The organism is Paenibacillus barcinonensis (assembly GCF_003217495.1).
GTDB classification, from domain to species: Bacteria; Bacillota; Bacilli; order Paenibacillales; family Paenibacillaceae; genus Paenibacillus; species Paenibacillus barcinonensis.
Genome location: NZ_QJSW01000017.1, coordinates 75,852 through 92,944 on the forward strand (window position 1 = coordinate 75,852; position 17,093 = coordinate 92,944).

The following is a 17,093-nucleotide window of genomic DNA, read 5'->3' on the forward strand; positions in this document are numbered from 1 at the left end:
CCGAGGCAGGCTTTTTTATTCGTAGTTGGCACCCTTGCCAGTAATACCCATTCTTCTTTTTTAACCGGATTAGACCATTTTGTTAAACTCTTTGCGAAGCCTTTTTATGATTCTTTTTTCCAAACGAGAGATATAGGATTGGGAGATTCCCAGCAGATCAGCTACATCCTTTTGTGTCTTTTCTTCCCCATCCGTCAGGCCAAAACGAAGCTCCATAATCATTCGCTCGCGATCCGTAAGCTTCTCCAGTGCCTTGTGCAGCAGCTTGCGATCTACCTGCTCTTCGATATTTCGATAGATTGTATCGTTCTCGGTACCGAGCACATCGGATAATAAAAGTTCATTTCCATCCCAATCAATATTCAGTGGTTCGTCAAAAGAAACCTCGGTACGAATTTTGCTGTTACGCCGCAAGTACATCAATATTTCATTTTCGATACAACGCGAAGCATAAGTAGCGAGCTTGATTTTCTTTTCCGGATCAAATGTATTTACGGCTTTGATTAAGCCAATCGCACCGATAGACACCAGGTCCTCGATGTTGATGCCTGTATTTTCGAACTTGCGTGCGATGTACACCACCAGACGCAGATTACGCTCAATCAGCATGGCACGAATAGCCGCATCTCCAGACGATAGCTTCTGTAGCAGATACTCCTCTTCTTCCCTTGTCAGTGGAGGCGGGAGTGCTTCACTCCCCCCGATGTAATAAATCTCCTCACTCTTCAGCCCAAACAGGAATAACAAGCGGTAATAATTCAGTTGAGCAGCCAGTTTCCATTTCACAAGCATGTCGGTTCCTCCTATACCACATTCAGCGGCTTTTCTGTAGCTTCCGCGGATTGAGCCGTAGACTGCGCAGAAGCAGCTTCTTGCACAAGTTCAGGATGAATCACGGCCTGATATTTTCCATCGGACGACAAAACGCCTCCATCCAGTCCAATCAACACCTTGGTTGTCTCATAAGGCGTTTCCTCCATCGTCACTCTTACCCGGTCCGGCTTGATGGCCAACATAAAGGCTGTGCCTTTGTTAATCCCACGATAGGGAACCAGCCGCAGTCGGTCCTGCCACTTAAAATGCTCCTGCTCCTGATCCAGCTCCATAATGAGCTGATCCGGAGAATCCTGCTTCAGTCTGTGCTTCCAGGACTCAGGCAGCCACTCCTGCCACAACGAAGCCTCCATGACCATCACCGGCATCCGTGATAAAGGGTCCGTAAGCTGATTGCCCGTATCCAGAAGGCCTGTACAAGACACAACCATCTCATCAATGCAGACCTCCACCTTACCCAAATATGTGGACAACCGATCTGTTTTTCGTTTGGCACTCTGCACAATTTTGAATAATAAAAGGACCACGAAGAATACAATGAATGTGAACCAGAACGCAATCTTCAGATCAAATGACATGCCACCCGAGGCTGTAAACCAGATGCCATTAAACAGCTCTCCCGAGCTTTGCAGCATGTAATGCACACCCAGAATACCTCCGGCCGCGACAAAATTGATGACGTAGAATGTGCCCAGTGTTCGTGTAAAAGCCTGCAGCCCTTTATATCCAAACGCAATACTTAACATAACGAGAGAAAAACCAAACTTGATAAGAAATGTGAACATAAAATCAAACTGCGGTACAAACATCATCACCACGTACAACGCGCCAACGATGGCCGATAACAGCCATCTCCACCAGACCAGCTTCGTTTGGCGCATCCAGGCGGTCAGCCCAATGAGCGCTCCATCAATGATAAGATTGGTCAAAAAGATCAAATCGACATACACAACCACGCTCTTCACCTGCCTGCATCGAACATACCGAAACAAATGATTGCAACGATCTTAGATGTTTTATTCATCTCGATATTTCATGAGCATATTCACAAGTATACGGAGCCTCCTGTTCAAAGTCTGTCTAAATGTGGGAGCTTGTTTCCAACTTTTTTTGTCGGAATGCGCAGACCCGAGTTGTTCAGAATTTGTTCATCCCTGTATGTTAGGCTATATTAGAAAACAGCAAAAAACCCGGCTGCTTTAGAAGCAGTACCGGGTTTCCAGATAAAGATCAATGCATTATTCGTTATTGTTGTTGCGGGAACGATTACGTAAAAATGTCGGAATGTCCAACTGATCATTGCTCGGCTGATTTCCAAATGGACGAAGATTTGGCGAACGGGTCTCCGATGTTTCTGTTGCCGCAGCAGGCTTACGCACCGGTGGAGCCGCTGGTTTATCCTCAAATCCAGTAGCGATTACCGTAACCTTAATCTCTTCTTTCAGGTTTTCGTCAATAATCGCACCAAAGATCATGTTCACTTCCGGATCGGAAGCCGCAGTGACAATCTCTGCTGCTTCATTGACTTCGTACAGGGAAAGATTGATGCCGCCCGTAATGTTCATGATGACACCACGTGCACCCTCAATTGAAGTTTCAAGCAATGGGCTCATGATAGCCTTGCGTGCAGCTTCAGCAGCACGGTTTTCCCCAGTTGCTTCACCGATCCCCATGAGGGCCGATCCACGTTCTGTCATGATCGTTTTGACGTCTGCGAAGTCAAGGTTGATCAAGCCAGGAACTTTGATCAGGTCGGAGATACCCTGAACGGCTTGACGGAGAACGTTGTCCACTTGAAGGAAAGCTTCAAGCATTGGTGTTTTCTTGTCAACAATTTCAAGCAAACGATCATTCGGAATAACAATCAGCGTATCTACTTTTTCCTTAAGCGCTTCAATGCCTTGCTCAGCATGTCTGGAACGCTTCGGTCCTTCAAACGTAAATGGTCGGGTTACTACACCTACTGTAAGAGCTCCACATTCTTTCGCAATCTCAGCGATGACTGGAGCCGCACCTGTTCCTGTTCCCCCGCCCATTCCGGCAGTGACAAACACCATGTCGGCACCCTTCAAGGTATTCATCATCAGATCACGGGATTCTTCAGCCGCTTTTTTACCCACTTCAGGGTTGGCACCGGCACCGAGACCACGTGTCAACTTATCACCAATCTGCAATTTATGTTCGGATTTCGCCAAGTGTAATGCCTGCGCATCCGTATTTGCCGTAATGAATTCTACACCCTGTACACCATTTTCAATCATTCGGTTGACAGCGTTGCTTCCGCCACCGCCTACCCCGATTACTTTAATCTGAGCCAAGCTCTCCATCTCAAAATCAAATTCCAACATATTATTCCATCTCCCCCTCAATGTGCATGAATGGCCCGTCCAATTTTGACTTGAACCGAATCAATTTCATATATCGACGAACGAAAGCGTTTATTTTAGTACCAGCGCATTCAGACGGCTTCAAGAATGTATGAAATGGATCCAACCTGTTATATAAATTCACTGAACATATTCTTCAGTCTTTCGAACAGACCGGGTTTTTGTTCCGATTCCTGTGCCGTATTCGGCTTAGGACGGTTCGTCGGTTTTTTGTTATTAGTGTTATTGTTGTTACCACCACTGCTGCTCGAGGGCCTGATACGCAAACCACGAATAACATTGTGCAAAATACCAACACCACTGGTAAATCCAGGATCACGCACACCAATGTAATCCGGAACGGCAACCCGCACCGATGCAGCAAGCTCATGCTGTGCTACTTGCAGTACACCCGGCATGGATACCGTGCCGCCCGTAAGTATATAACCTCCAGGCAGTTCATTGTAACCAAGGCGCTTCACTTCTTGACCAATCATCTGAAAGATCTCCTGAACCCTTGGTTCAATAATAGCTGCCAGATCCTCTTGTGAAAACTCCTTGTCTACATTGCTACCGATGCGAGTAACCTTAAACATCACATCTGCAGCAGCATCATCAAGCCAGGCGCAGCCGTATTTCAACTTTACTTTCTCTGCCTGATCCGTCAGAGTGCGTAAACCATAAGCAATATCATTGGTTACAAATTCACCGCCAATTGGCAAAGTTGACGTTGCAACCAAGCTGTTTTCTTCAAAGATTGCGATGGTTGTTGCCCCAGCCCCAATATCGACGAGTACAGAGCCCATCGTTTTCTCATCCTTGGACAGAGCCAGTTGGCCCGCCCCCAGTGACATAAGAACGAGATCACTCACTTTTAATCCCGCTTTTTCCACACAGCGCAAAAGATTATGTATCGCAGTTTTTGCACCGGTAATGATGGTCGCTTCAACCTCCAGACGAACACCGATCATCCCCCGTGGGTCTTGTATGCCCTCCAAGCCGTCAACCACATACTGCTTGGCGACAACATCGATAATTTCCCGTTCCGGCGGAACCGCAATGACCTCGGCTGCTTTCAACACCCGTTCCATGTCTTCTTCTCCGATCTCACGATCCTCGTTCGATACTGCCACCACACCGTGACTGCTCATCAGTCCGATATGATTCCCTGAGATTCCAACATATACTTCGGATATTTGAATACCAACCATACGCTCAGCATGATCCACTGCATTGCGGATCGACTGCACCGTCTGATCGATATCTACGATTACACCTTTGCGAATTCCTTCCGAGTCGGCAGATCCAACTCCAATAATATTAAAGGTTCCATTATTAATTTCCCCAATAATAGCGCGAATTTTGGATGTACCGATGTCCAAACTAACAATGATGTCATTGTTGCTCAAGTCTGTGGCACCTCCTGACTTCAATAGTAAATTACGTTCGGGTTCAAACACTCATTAAAACATATTCAACACACTTTAAACTTTCCCTCTTTTTTCTACAATTTTTTTGGATGCCAAGTTCTGGTTGCGTAACATAAAACCTTGAAGAAAAAAGAAGGAGGCATTTCAGGTGCCGTAAGCTCAAGTGTACCATTTTTTCTTAAACTCAGAAAGAACAAGTTTCACACCTGAATCGGGCCCAAAGCCTTATCCCGCCTACGCTTTTGCGTATTCAATAATGCGAGATAAGGGACTGATCAGGGCTTTGTTCCTGGTTCTGTAGTATCCTCTGTATTATCCGGAATAAACGGCACATACGTATCTGCCTCAAGCATCGTAATTTTGCCTGGCCGTTCCGTTTCAATCACTTGATTCAAATACTCCACTTTGTCCGTTAACAACGATATTGTTGTAATCACTTCAAACTGTGACTTGGTGTACATTCGAATTTGATCTGGAAATGAAGGCGTTGGATTCGGAATAATCTCAGAAATGTCCGTAGTCAGCTCGTTCGGAATTTGAGCAAGTGCCTGACTTAGCTTTGCTTTGAGCGGATCATTCGGCTTCCATTGCGTCAGAATCGGCTTCTCTACTGCAACACCAATCGTTGGCGGAACATTCAGGCTTGTCCCACTGGACAGGATGGCTCTCAATGCACCGCTGGAATCAAGTTCATAAGCGACTGTGGGATATTCCTGAACCTTGATGTGAATCGTTCCCGGAAATTGCTTGTCTACTGTAACGGTTGAAACAGCCTTAATCGTTTTAAGGCGTTCGATGATCTCAGAAGCAGTTGTACCAAAAAACTGGTCTCCTTCTTTCAAACCGCTCTTATCGAGTAACTCCGAAGTCGCCGTGTATACATTACCCGTAATTTCAATGGCTGATATGCGGCTCATCGAAGAACGAAAGAATAATACTGCCAGTAAAACAATAAATAATAATAACAGGATAATTACAACTTTTCGGCTTGTGTTTCTTTTTGGGCGATTCTCCTTGAGAACCGGAATTTTACTTTTAGGCATCATAACGCTCCACAAAGCCTCAGGTCCCCCTCCCTTTCAAGAAGGGGACGCCAAGGACGTTAATTGGCAAAATCCAACTGTTTCGAAACAGTTGACTGTCTCTCCACCGAGGCTCCAAGACTCTGAAATAACTTTTCGATCCGATCATATCCTCTGTCAATATGGTGTACTTGCTCCACAACCGTCTTTCCTTGGGCCGCCAGACCTGCAATAACCAAAGCAGCACCTGCACGGAGATCTGTTGCTTCCACGGTAGCGCCGTACAGTCTAGGAACTCCACGGATAAATGCTGCATTCAGATCCACCGAAATATCAGCTCCCATGACGTTCAGCTCATCCACATGTTTAAATCTGCCTTCAAATACCGTTTCTTTCATCACGCTGAATCCGTCTGCCAAACTGAGTAGCACCATAATCTGTGATTGCAGATCAGTTGGGAATGAAGGATACGGAGAAGTCACAATACGATCCACCGATTTCGGGCGGGTCATGCAACTAACAGTCATTATATCATTGCAGACCGTGATTTGAACACCAGTGCGCTTCAACACATGTATAAGTGAAGTAAGATGTGACGGATTGCATTGTGTGAGCGTAACATTACCTCGGGTTGCAGCCGCAGCGATCATAACCGTGCCGGCGACAATTCGATCAGGAATAATCTCATAGGTGCATGGCTGCAGCTTCTCAACACCACTGATCGTAATCGTGTCGGTACCCGCCCCCATAATTCGTGCACCCATCGCATTCAGAAAGTACTGTAAATCCTGAATCTCTGGCTCTCTCGCCGCGTTGAATATCGTCGTTGTCCCCTCAGCCAGCACAGCAGCCATCATAATATTCTCGGTTGCTCCCACACTTGGAAAATCCAGATGAATATCCGCACCCGCCAGTTGATTTCCATGACAGATGATTTGCTGATCCTGCTCTTCAATCCGTGCTCCGAGCGCTTCCAGCCCACGAAGGTGAAGATCAATTTTCCGTTCTCCAATCGCACAGCCACCAGGCTGATATACAGAAACCCTCCCGAACCTTGCCAGCAATGGCCCCATTAGAAAGATGGAAGAGCGCATCTGTTTCATGAGATCTTCTGGCACATCATGTGACCGGATCTGCGACGTATTAATGGTCACAGTCCCCTGTTCATGCCGACATGTGCATCCAAGCCGTTCCAGGATATACAGCATTACTTCGATGTCCAGCAAGTGTGGAACGTTGTGCAGCGTAATTTCACCGTCTGCGAGCAAACTTGCGGCCATAATCGGTAAAGCAGCATTTTTTGCTCCATGGATGCGTATGGTTCCTGATAGGGGTCTCCCGCCTTCAATCACCAATTTGTCCAATGTATCACCTCCGGGGTTTACGCTCACCCACTGCGAAGACATACGGTACCAAGTAAATACCTTCATACCGATATGAGATGATATCGTGCTCTGAATAGGCTGCATAAGGGTGAAGACGTCCTCTGCTGTCGCTTGGCCTGGATCATCTCCAGTACAATTCCAGCGAATTGAAATATCCGTGACACATCCGATCCATGAGCACCTGCAATCCATCCTACAGCTCCACCGAACAATACCGGGAATACCAACATCTTGAGGCAGGTATCCAGAATCTTAACCTCAAAATGTGTTTTCTACGGCTTGAATGCTGTGCTGCGGTATCATGGAACGATTGTCACGATTTATACGGTATCTTATGTCAGTCCCGCCTCGTGTGTGACAATCGCCCACTAACGCACATTACCGCCTTGAAGCAAGACGTTTAACCTCTTTCACTAACACTTCAGCAGCATCCGGTTTACCTAATTTTCGTGAAGCCTCTGCCATCCGTTTGCGTCCCGATTCATCGTTCATAATACCTGCGATTGCTTCATACAGCCCTTTGCCGGTTAGCTCTCTCTCTAGCATAGTGAGTGATGCCCCACCTTTTTCAAGGGTACGCGCGTTAGCTTCCTGATGGTTGTTGGTCACGTTGGGTGAAGGAATCAGGATCGACGGAATGCCCAGTGACGTAATTTCCGCGAGAAACGAAGCTCCCGCCCGATTCACAATCAGAGAAGTACAGGCCAGCACTTCTGGCATGTTATGCACATAAGGAAGCACATGCAGATGATTAGGCATCGTTCCGAGAGAGCTTCGAATCGCTTCACGAGTTTCATCGAAATAAGTCTCTCCTGTAACGTAGACCACATGCACATCGTTTAACTGTTCCAGCATAGGAGCCATCTCGATCATCGCCTGATTAATCGCTTTTGCTCCCCGACTACCGCCAACAACAAGCACAACCCTGCTGTCCATAGGCACGCCAAGTGTAGCGAAGCCTCGATCCCGACTGGCCTGAGCTACCGTAGTTGCTCGCGGGTTGCCGGTATACATAACTTTTTTGGCTCCTGAGAATGATTTCTCAGAGCCTTCGAAGCTGACTGCAACGGTGTCTACATAACGCATTAAGAACTTATTGGTCAGACCCGGAATTGCATTTTGTTCATGAATTACACATGGAATCCCAAGCTTTGCTGCCGCATACACTACAGGTCCGCAAACGTACCCGCCTGTACCAATCACAACATCGGGCTTGAATTCCTTCAGCATTTTTTTGGACTTTCGTACCCCTTGAACGAAACGCATAATTGTTTTCACATTTTCAAGAGATAATTTACGGCGAAAGCCAGTAATATCAATAGACTTAAACGGAATGTCCTCCTGCGGAACGAGCTTGCTTTCCAGCCCTCGCGTCCCGCCAATGTATAGAAATGTCGAGTCCGGATTCTCCGCCTCGCATTGTCTTGCTATGGCAACAGCCGGATAGATATGTCCACCCGTACCGCCGCCGCTAAGAACGACTCGCATCGTATAAGTCACCTCGCATAACGGGATAAATTCAATAATATACCTAGTGCCGTAAGCATAAGCGTTAAGGATGATCCACCGTAGCTAATCAGCGGAAGTGTAATGCCGGTAACAGGCATCAGGCCAATGACAACACCAATATTAATAATGACCTGCACAGCAACCATGCCAATAATGCCAACCCCCAGCAGACTGCCAAAGGCATCCGGAACGGTCATCGCTACACGCATGCCTCTCCACACCAGTACCAGGAATAATAATAAAACGATTATTCCACCGATGAAACCAAGCTCTTCTGCCAAAATGCTAAAAATAAAGTCCGTCTGTGGCTCAGGCACATAACTGTACTTTTGCCGGCTCATGCCCAGACCGAGACCTGCCAGTCCACCCGGACCGATGGCGTAGAGTGACTGAATGATCTGATACCCAGCACCAAGCGGATCAGACCAAGGGTCCAGAAATGCTGTAATTCGCTGCAAACGGTAAGGCGCAGCCGCGATTAAGGCCGCAAAGCCCGCTATACCCCCTAATGCAAGCAAAGCGAGATGCTTCATACGTGCACCGGCTGTAAAAATGATAAGCATGGAAGCCCCCATCATTACAGTGCCTGTACCCAAATCCGGCTGCAGCATGATGATACCAAAGGCAACCCCCATCAGCCCAAGCGGGGGTAACAGCCCCGTCGTAAAGCTCTGAATCTTACCCGGATCTTTACTCAGCCAGTGGGCAAGAAACAGAATCATACCCAATTTCATAAACTCGGAGGGCTGAATCCCGAAAGATCCGATGCCAAGCCAGCTTCTCGCGCCCCCACGAACGACACCAATCCCCGGAATTAACACGGCAATAAGCATAATAAAGCAAACAATTAGAATGGGCTTGGCGTATTTCCTCCATACCCTGTAATCCACATTCGTTGTTACAAACATCGCTGCCAGTCCCAGTACAGCGAACAAAATCTGTCTTTTCACAAAGTAAAATGAATCCCCATAGTTGCGAAAAGCAAGCACCGAACCTGCACTGTACACCATGATGATGCCGATGGCAAGCAGAGCCAAAATACAAATCAGGAGCCATATATCCGGCGCCGGTCGCGTCTGTTTCATCAGGAGGCCACCCCTTGCATGGAAGTAGGGGCTTTTCCACCCCCCTACTTACAAGTTATGCGCCGCCTGTTTAAAAATGCGTCCCCGTTCTTCGTAGGAAGCAAACATGTCCCAGCTCGCACATGCAGGTGATAGCAAAACAACATCACCCGGCTCAGCAAGCCTTGCTGCTTCATGAACGGCAGCCGTTAATGTACGGGCAGCGTCCTCCTCATTATCGACGATCTTAATTTGCTTTAGTCCGGCAAGCTCTGCGACTTTAGCAATTTTGGTCCGATTCTCACCCAGCAGCACAACCGCTTTGACGCGATCTTCCAACACTGGCAGCAGCTCCATCATATCCGAGCCACGATCGAGGCCGCCAGCAATTAGCACGACCGGCTTCTTGAAGGAGTTCAGTGCCATAACCGTCGCTTTGGAATTCGTTGCTTTGGAATTGTTATAATACGCTGAGCCGTTATGCTCCAGCACATACTCAAGTCGATGCTCAACACCTTTGAATGCTGCAAGCGGTGCAGCCAGCCGTGCAGGATCAGCACCAGCAGCAACAGCCATCGCTACAGCAGCGAGTGCGTTACCTACATTAAAGCGTCCAGGCAGGCTAATATTCTGTATGTCTATGATAACGTGCTGCTTGCCCTGATCATCTGCGTAAACCACCTGACGTTTCACATCATCCTCTTGATCGTCAACATATGGCGGGTCAGCATATACTCCCATTTCAAGTCGTTCTGTCAGCGAGAAAGGGATCAGCTTGCTTTTGATATAAGGGATCAATTCCCGGCAGACCGCATCATCCCAATTCAAAACAGCAACATCATCTGCTTGCTGGTTAGCAAACAGCTTCGCTTTGGAAGCGACATAATCCTGCATATCTCCGTGGTAATCCAGATGAGTCTCGGCCACGTTAAGCAACGCAGCAATGCGCGGACGAAACTCAACCGTACCTTTCAGCTGGAAGCTGCTCAGCTCCACCACCATCCAGTGATCGGGAGTCGCTTGCTCAGCCGCTTCACAGAGAGGCGTGCCAATATTACCGGCAACAATAGGTTTCAGACCTGCTTGCTCCAGCATGTTGCCTACCCAGGTTGTTGTTGTTGTTTTGCCGTTAGAGCCTGTAATTCCGATCATAGGTGCTTTACAGAGGTGGTACGCCACCTCTACCTCAGTCACTACTTCAATGCCTGACTCAAGCGCATGCTGCACGGGAGCGGCATGATAAGGGATGCCCGGATTTTTCACCACCAGCTTCACCTGATCATGAATGAGGTCATCTGGATGACCTCCGCATACAACAGAAATTCCCAAAGCCTCCAGTTCGGAAGCTTCGGGACACTGTTCTCTTTCTTTCTTGTCATTTACCGTAACGATTGCTCCTGCACGATGCAGCACTTTGGCAACTTGTACGCCACTCTTCGCAAGTCCAAGCACAACCACTTGTTGTCCGCGATAGGTTTCTGGATGGTTCATAGTTTACAACCCCTTGTTGATATAAAGTCCAAGAGCGGCCAAAATCGCACCTACCGCCCAAAAGGTAATGACAACCCGCCATTCTGACCAACCGCTCAGCTCAAAGTGATGATGGATCGGACTCATTTTGAACACACGTTTGCCACGGGTCTTGAAAGATACCACCTGAATCACGACAGAGAGCACCTCGATGACAAAAATACCTCCAATGACGAGGAAGAGGAGCTCAGTCTTCGTAACAATAGCAATTGCGCCGATCGCGCCCCCAATACCAAGTGAGCCCGTATCACCCATAAACACCTTGGCCGGATGGGCATTGTAGACCAGGAAACCAAGAACCGCGCCAATCATCGCAGCTGCACACACAGCGGCTGGCATAGATGTTGCCTGCATCGCTACAATAGCAAAGGCACCAAATGCAATCGCACTCACTCCAGACAACAAACCATCAAGTCCATCTGTGAAGTTAACCGCATTGGTAATGGCAAGCATCATAAATACAACAAACGGATAGTAAAACCATCCTGTCCAGTCGAATGAAACCGAGGTTCCCGGAATGGAAATCGCGGTGCTGTGGCCATTTTGAATAAGCAAATAACACATCAGGGCACTGAAGAGCAGCTGTCCCAGCATTTTTTGTCTGGCCGTAAGTCCAAGCGAACGCTTGAATACAATTTTGATATAGTCATCCAAAAAGCCGATTAGTCCAAATCCTAACGTTGCGACAAGCAGCACATAAAAATCGGTGTTCTTGACCGCCGAAAATTTAAGAAATGCTAATGTGAAGGCAAGTAAAATGACAACTCCGCCCATCGTTGGTGTTCCACTTTTTTTCAAATGGCTCTGAGGCCCGTCTTCTCTGACTTGCTGCCCAAATTTCATTCGGCGCAGTAGCGGAATCAGAAGCGGTGCGGCAATCACCGCCAAAATAAATGAAACACCGATTGTTAACAGTAATACCTGAAAATCCATGGGTTCACCCCTCTAGTCTACTCGATTGTGTAATGGTGCTGTCTGTAGTTCATGAACCACATCTTCCAGCTTCATGCCTCGGGAGGCCTTGAACAAGACAACGTCTCTGGCATGAAGATGCTGCAGCAGATAGCGGAACATCGCTTCTTTATTGTCAAAAGCATGCACAGCCTCTGCCGGCATATGCTTCCTCGCGCCCTCGGCAATATGCAGGGACAACGGTCCGTATACCAGCACTCTATCCAATTTGGCAGGGGTAATATACACACCTATCTCATGATGAAGCTGCTCTTCCTGTGGGCCTAATTCAAGCATATCTCCGAGCACAGCAACCTTCATCCGATAACCCTTTAAGCCTTCCAACACATCAATGGCTGCCTTCATCGAGGTCGGGCTTGCATTATATGCATCATTCAAAAGAGTCAGCCCGCTAACCGCCTGTGTCACCTCAATGCGCATACCTGTCAGCTTTAGCTGTGATAAGCCTGCCGCCATATGGTCCGTGGTAACGCCAAAATGACGTGCCACAGCCATCGCAGCCAGACAGTTGACCACATTGTGCGTACCCAGCAGCGGAAGTGTATATGCCAGTTCCCCGGACTGCTTCGCAGTAAACACGATTCCATGCTGCACGTTCATCAGCCCTGTTGCATAATCGTCATTCCCGGCTTGCAGTCCGAAGGTAAATCGCTGCATGTTTTCTGGTTGTCTGGTCCCGGGCTCACCCAGCACCTGGGCAATTAAAGGCTCGTCTCCGTTATAGATGAGCAATCCGTTCGTTTTCAACCCCGCCGCAATTTCAGCCTTGGCTCTTGCGATTTCGAGTCTTGATCCGAGCTGCAGCAGATGTGATTCACCAATGTTCGTAATAATCGCAACATCAGGCTGCGCAATAAGAGACAGCTCTTCAATTTCGCCCCGGCCGCTCATGCCCATCTCCAGAATGACAATCTCTGTATCCTCGGGCATACTCAATACCGTCAAGGGCAAGCCGATATGATTGTTAAAGTTGCCCTGCGTTTTATGCACTTTAAATGTCGTGGAGAGAAGTGCATCTACAATATCCTTTGTTGTTGTTTTGCCGTTGCTACCCGTGATACCTACGACGGACGCCTGACTCTCAGCCAAATAGGCTGATGCAAGTGACTGCAAGGCTACGAGTGTATCCTCGACGATAATAACAGCGCCCTGCGGCGGAAGTCCGTGATCCTTTTGCCATAAGGCACCTGCAGCTCCCTGCTCCAGACAGGCCTGCACATATTCATGTCCATCAAAACGTTCACCAACCAAAGGGATAAACAGACTGGCTGTCACCGGTTTACGGGAATCGGTAAACACCCCTTCGGCTATAACTCCGCTATAGATGGCAGCATCATTTAACGTGCCGCCACACATTTCGGCGATTTGCGCCAATGTTCGTTTTATCAATTGGATTTGCCCCTTATCGCTTCTTTAGCTATGATCCGGTCATCGAAATCAGTCTTGGTCGTGCCGATAATCTGATACGTTTCATGACCCTTGCCCGCAATCAATACTACATCGGCTGGGCTTGCCATTTCAATAGCTTCATGGATTGCCAAACGGCGATCCACAATCAACGTGTACCGTTCAGCCGGTACAGCATCCTCGATCAGACCCTGCTCAATGTCCTTCAGAATCAGATCCGGATTTTCGGTCCGCGGATTATCAGAAGTTACCAGTACAAAATCACTGTACTTTGCAGCAATTTTCCCCATTAACGGCCGCTTGGTTCGATCACGGTCACCTCCGCAGCCAAACACACAGATCACTCGTCCTTCAGCAAACTCTTTGACGGTACGCAGTACATTTTCCAGTCCATCCGGTGTATGAGCGTAATCCACGATAACTGCATAAGGCTGCCCTTCGTCGACTGCCTCCACTCTGCCATCCACGCCTGGAACAGTTTCCAGACTGCGCTTGATCTCTTCCAGCGGAACTCCTTCCACCAGTGCCGCCGAGATCGCAGCCATGGCATTGTACACATTAAACTTGCCTACCATACGCAGCTGAATGTCAGCACTGCCTGCAAATGTATCTACATGGAATGAAGTTCCCTGAGCTGTAATCGAGATTTCGGAAGCACGTACATCTGCTTTTTCCCCCATGCCATATGTAATCACTTCAGCAGCTGTTACTGAAATAAAATATGCGGCTGCCGGATCATCTGCGTTGATTACCGCATACTTGCGAAGGGAGGCTTCATCAGCGTAAGTGTTACCCATCCGTGCAAAGAACAGCCCTTTGGCTCCACGATACTCCTCCATCGAGTGATGGTAGTCCAGATGATCCTGCGTCAAGTTTGTGAATACCGCTGTACGGAAATCGGTGCCTTTGACACGTCCCTGCTCCAGCGCATGAGATGACACCTCCATCACGCAGCAGTCCGTCCCAGCCTGTACCATATCATGCAGACTGCGCTGCAGATCAAGCGCTTCTGGCGTTGTTCCTGACATCGGATATGTACGCCCATCATAACGCATCTGAATCGTGCCGATTAGTCCTGTTTTCTGACCGTAATCGCTCATAATTTTTTCGATTAAATACGTTGTTGTTGTTTTGCCGTTGGTGCCTGTCACACCGATCATTTTCATTTTGCGGCTTGGCGAGTCGAAAAAGAAGTCCGAGAGAACAGCCATTGCAAAACGACTGTCGTTGACGATCAGCTGCGGCACAGCCAAATCCAGTTCACGCTCCACCACAAGAGCTGACGCTCCGGCTTGCACTGCTTTTGCAGCATAATCATGACCATCCACCGTATGTCCCGGAAGACAGATAAACAGATCCCCCGGCTGAACCTGCCGGGAATCTGTCTGAAGGTTGTGACATTCTATATTGGAGTCGCCTACGAGACGAGCGGTCGTCAATTGGGATTGAAATTGGTTTAAAAGCACATGAATAACCTCACTTTTCAAATAGACTTCTGTAATTATCGGATACGTTGCATTATTAATATCGGCAATATCACCAAATAATGAAACGCACTTTAAAGAATTTTGTTGCGGTGTAGACCAGAAACCCGCTCCTGCCCACTCATTCATCCTTGCTGTGGTCATGCCCATCCTTCAGCACGTCACCCATATATATGCGTATCGTTGAGCCTTGATCTACCCTCGCCCCAGGTTTAGGCGCTTGATTAATTACATATTTGCCACTGCCGGACTTCGCCAGCATAAAATTCATGTTCAGATCCTCGTACAAATCTGCAACCGTTGCGCCGGTAAGATCAGGAACCGTCACAATTTTGGTTTCACCATATTTATACTCTTTGGAAAGCTGATCCTTGCGTACAGGTACATTCATGTAGTGCAATGAATCCTCCAGAATATTTTGCACAATCGGAGCGGCAACCACACCCCCGAATTGAATTCCCTTGGGATTATCCACTGCTGTGTATACAACGATCTGTGGATCATCGGCTGGAGCGAATCCGATAAAAGATACAATATGCTCGGTTGATGAATAACGTCCATTAATAACCTTTTGAGCTGTACCCGTTTTACCGCCTACACGGTACCCGTCAATAAATGCTGGACGTCCTGTACCTTTGGCTACAACACTTTCAAGCGCTTCTCGCACTTGCTTGGATGTATTCTCCGAGATTACCTGACGAACCAGCTCGGGCTTCACTTCCTCCAGTACCTCTCCGGTTTCGGGATGCACCCAGGCCTTCGTCACATAAGGTTTGTAGAGCTTGCCTCCATTGATGGCTGCGGACACCGCAGCTACCTGCTGAATAGGCGTGACAGATACACCTTGGCCGAAAGCTGTTGTTGCAAGCTCGACAGGACCTACATTTGATAATTTAAAAAGGATGCCGCTTGCTTCACCGCTAAGATCAATTCCGGTTTTGGTACCAAAACCGAAATTTCGGATGTAGGAAAACAAGGACTCTTTACCAAGCTTTTGTCCCAAAGCGACAAAGCCTGGGTTACAAGAGTTTTCAACCACCTGAAGGAAGGTCTGACTTCCATGCCCCCCCTTCTTCCAGCAACGCAAGCGCGCACCGCCGACCTCGACAAAACCTGGATCAAAAAATTGATCCTGCTGCAGATTCACCTTCTTTTCTTCCAGCGCAGCAGCAAGTGTAATAATTTTGAAGGTTGAACCTGGCTCGTAGGTCATCCAGATGGGCAAGTTTCGGTTGTAAATCTCCGACGGGTATTGCTGATAATTTGCCGGCTCGTAGCCCGGCCTGCTCGACATGCCCAGAATCTCGCCTGTCTTGGGATTCATCGCAATCGCCAGAGCGGAATTGGCCTGAAACTTAACCATAGCCTGATCGAGCTCACGTTCCATAATTGACTGAATGGATTTATCAATGGTCAGCTTGAGGTCAAGCCCGTCCTTCGGTTCCACATACTTCTCGGATGAGCCCGGCATAAGCCTTCCGGCCGCATCGGACAAGTAGGATACACTACCATTCAGACCATTCAGCTTGTCGTCATACCTTTTCTCCACACCCGTCAGTCCCTGATTGTCGATACCTGTAAATCCAAGAATGTGGGCTGCCAGATCATCATAAGGATAGAAGCGTTTATTATCCTCGGCAACAACGATACCCGGAAGCTTCAAATCACGGATGCGTTGAGCTTTCTCCATCGTAATTTTGCGGCCGCCGGGTTGTAGTCGTACGATTAGCTCTCTTTTCTTGATGGTGGCCAGCACCTTCTCTTCTGTCATACCCAATAACGGTGCAAGTGCACGAGCCGTTGTCTCAGCTTCCTTGACCTGAGCAGGGATCGCCATAATTGTTGGAGTAGTTACGTTATAGGCCAGAGCGGTTCCATTACGATCAAGAATCTCGCCTCTTTTGGCTGTGTAGGGTATGTTACGGCGCCAGGATTCCTCTGCCTTCGCGGATAATTCAGGGCCTTGACCCAATTGTACATAAGCAAGCCTGATCACCAGGGCTGAGAATAACATTACCAAAATCAATAAGCTCCACAGCAACCTGCGCCGCAGATTCACACTTGATCCCTTCACGAAAAGATCCCCCCAC

At 48.0% G+C, this 17,093-nt stretch carries 13 protein-coding genes and 1 pseudogene; all 14 read right to left on the reverse strand.

Features of this window, described 5'->3' with window-relative positions:
- Positions 1-69 precede the first annotated feature (69 nt).
- Positions 70-792, reverse strand: a complete 723-nt coding sequence (gene sigE, locus DFQ00_RS21335) for an RNA polymerase sporulation sigma factor SigE (protein ID WP_110898502.1) — start codon at positions 790-792, stop codon at positions 70-72.
- Positions 793-803: 11 nt separating this feature from the next.
- Positions 804-1,790: a sigma-E processing peptidase SpoIIGA gene (gene spoIIGA, locus DFQ00_RS21340; protein WP_110898503.1), complete on the reverse strand. Its 987-nt coding sequence runs from the start codon at positions 1,788-1,790 to the stop codon at positions 804-806.
- 282 nt (positions 1,791-2,072) lie between these two features.
- Positions 2,073-3,182: a cell division protein FtsZ gene (gene ftsZ, locus DFQ00_RS21345; protein WP_110898504.1), complete on the reverse strand. Its 1,110-nt coding sequence runs from the start codon at positions 3,180-3,182 to the stop codon at positions 2,073-2,075.
- A gap of 149 nt (positions 3,183-3,331) precedes the next feature.
- Entirely contained in the window at positions 3,332-4,609 is a 1,278-nt protein-coding gene (gene ftsA / locus DFQ00_RS21350) for a cell division protein FtsA (RefSeq protein ID WP_110898505.1), read from the reverse strand.
- 296 nt (positions 4,610-4,905) lie between these two features.
- Positions 4,906-5,673: a cell division protein FtsQ/DivIB gene (locus DFQ00_RS21355; RefSeq protein WP_110898538.1), complete on the reverse strand. Its 768-nt coding sequence runs from the start codon at positions 5,671-5,673 to the stop codon at positions 4,906-4,908.
- A gap of 59 nt (positions 5,674-5,732) precedes the next feature.
- The gene (gene murA / locus DFQ00_RS21360) at positions 5,733-7,016 is read right to left on the reverse strand and encodes a UDP-N-acetylglucosamine 1-carboxyvinyltransferase (protein ID WP_110898539.1); all 1,284 of its coding nucleotides are present in this window, start codon (positions 7,014-7,016) and stop codon (positions 5,733-5,735) included.
- Between the two features lie 146 nt (positions 7,017-7,162).
- Positions 7,163-7,262, reverse strand: a pseudogene (locus tag DFQ00_RS30360) (UDP-N-acetylmuramate dehydrogenase); the annotation flags it as partial.
- Positions 7,263-7,415: 153 nt separating this feature from the next.
- Positions 7,416-8,525 carry an undecaprenyldiphospho-muramoylpentapeptide beta-N-acetylglucosaminyltransferase gene (gene murG / locus DFQ00_RS21370; RefSeq protein ID WP_110898506.1) on the reverse strand — a complete coding sequence of 370 codons (1,110 nt, stop codon included), beginning with the start codon at positions 8,523-8,525 and terminating at the stop codon, positions 7,416-7,418.
- Positions 8,526-8,533: 8 nt separating this feature from the next.
- Positions 8,534-9,631 carry a stage V sporulation protein E gene (gene spoVE / locus DFQ00_RS21375; RefSeq protein WP_110898507.1) on the reverse strand — a complete coding sequence of 366 codons (1,098 nt, stop codon included), beginning with the start codon at positions 9,629-9,631 and terminating at the stop codon, positions 8,534-8,536.
- Positions 9,632-9,679: 48 nt separating this feature from the next.
- Entirely contained in the window at positions 9,680-11,101 is a 1,422-nt protein-coding gene (murD, locus tag DFQ00_RS21380; protein WP_110898508.1) for a UDP-N-acetylmuramoyl-L-alanine--D-glutamate ligase, read from the reverse strand.
- Between the two features lie 3 nt (positions 11,102-11,104).
- Entirely contained in the window at positions 11,105-12,073 is a 969-nt protein-coding gene (gene mraY / locus DFQ00_RS21385; RefSeq protein WP_110898509.1) for a phospho-N-acetylmuramoyl-pentapeptide-transferase, read from the reverse strand.
- A gap of 12 nt (positions 12,074-12,085) precedes the next feature.
- A complete protein-coding gene (locus DFQ00_RS21390; protein WP_110898540.1) occupies positions 12,086-13,498 on the reverse strand; it encodes a UDP-N-acetylmuramoyl-tripeptide--D-alanyl-D-alanine ligase in 1,413 nt (470 codons plus the stop codon).
- Positions 13,498-15,147 carry a UDP-N-acetylmuramoyl-L-alanyl-D-glutamate--2,6-diaminopimelate ligase gene (locus DFQ00_RS21395; RefSeq protein WP_425271048.1) on the reverse strand — a complete coding sequence of 550 codons (1,650 nt, stop codon included), beginning with the start codon at positions 15,145-15,147 and terminating at the stop codon, positions 13,498-13,500. The genes DFQ00_RS21390 and DFQ00_RS21395 overlap by 1 nt, the downstream gene beginning before the upstream one ends.
- A complete protein-coding gene (locus tag DFQ00_RS21400; protein ID WP_110898510.1) occupies positions 15,125-17,077 on the reverse strand; it encodes a stage V sporulation protein D in 1,953 nt (650 codons plus the stop codon). Before DFQ00_RS21400 ends, DFQ00_RS21395 begins: the two co-directional genes overlap by 23 nt.
- Positions 17,078-17,093 lie beyond the last annotated feature (16 nt).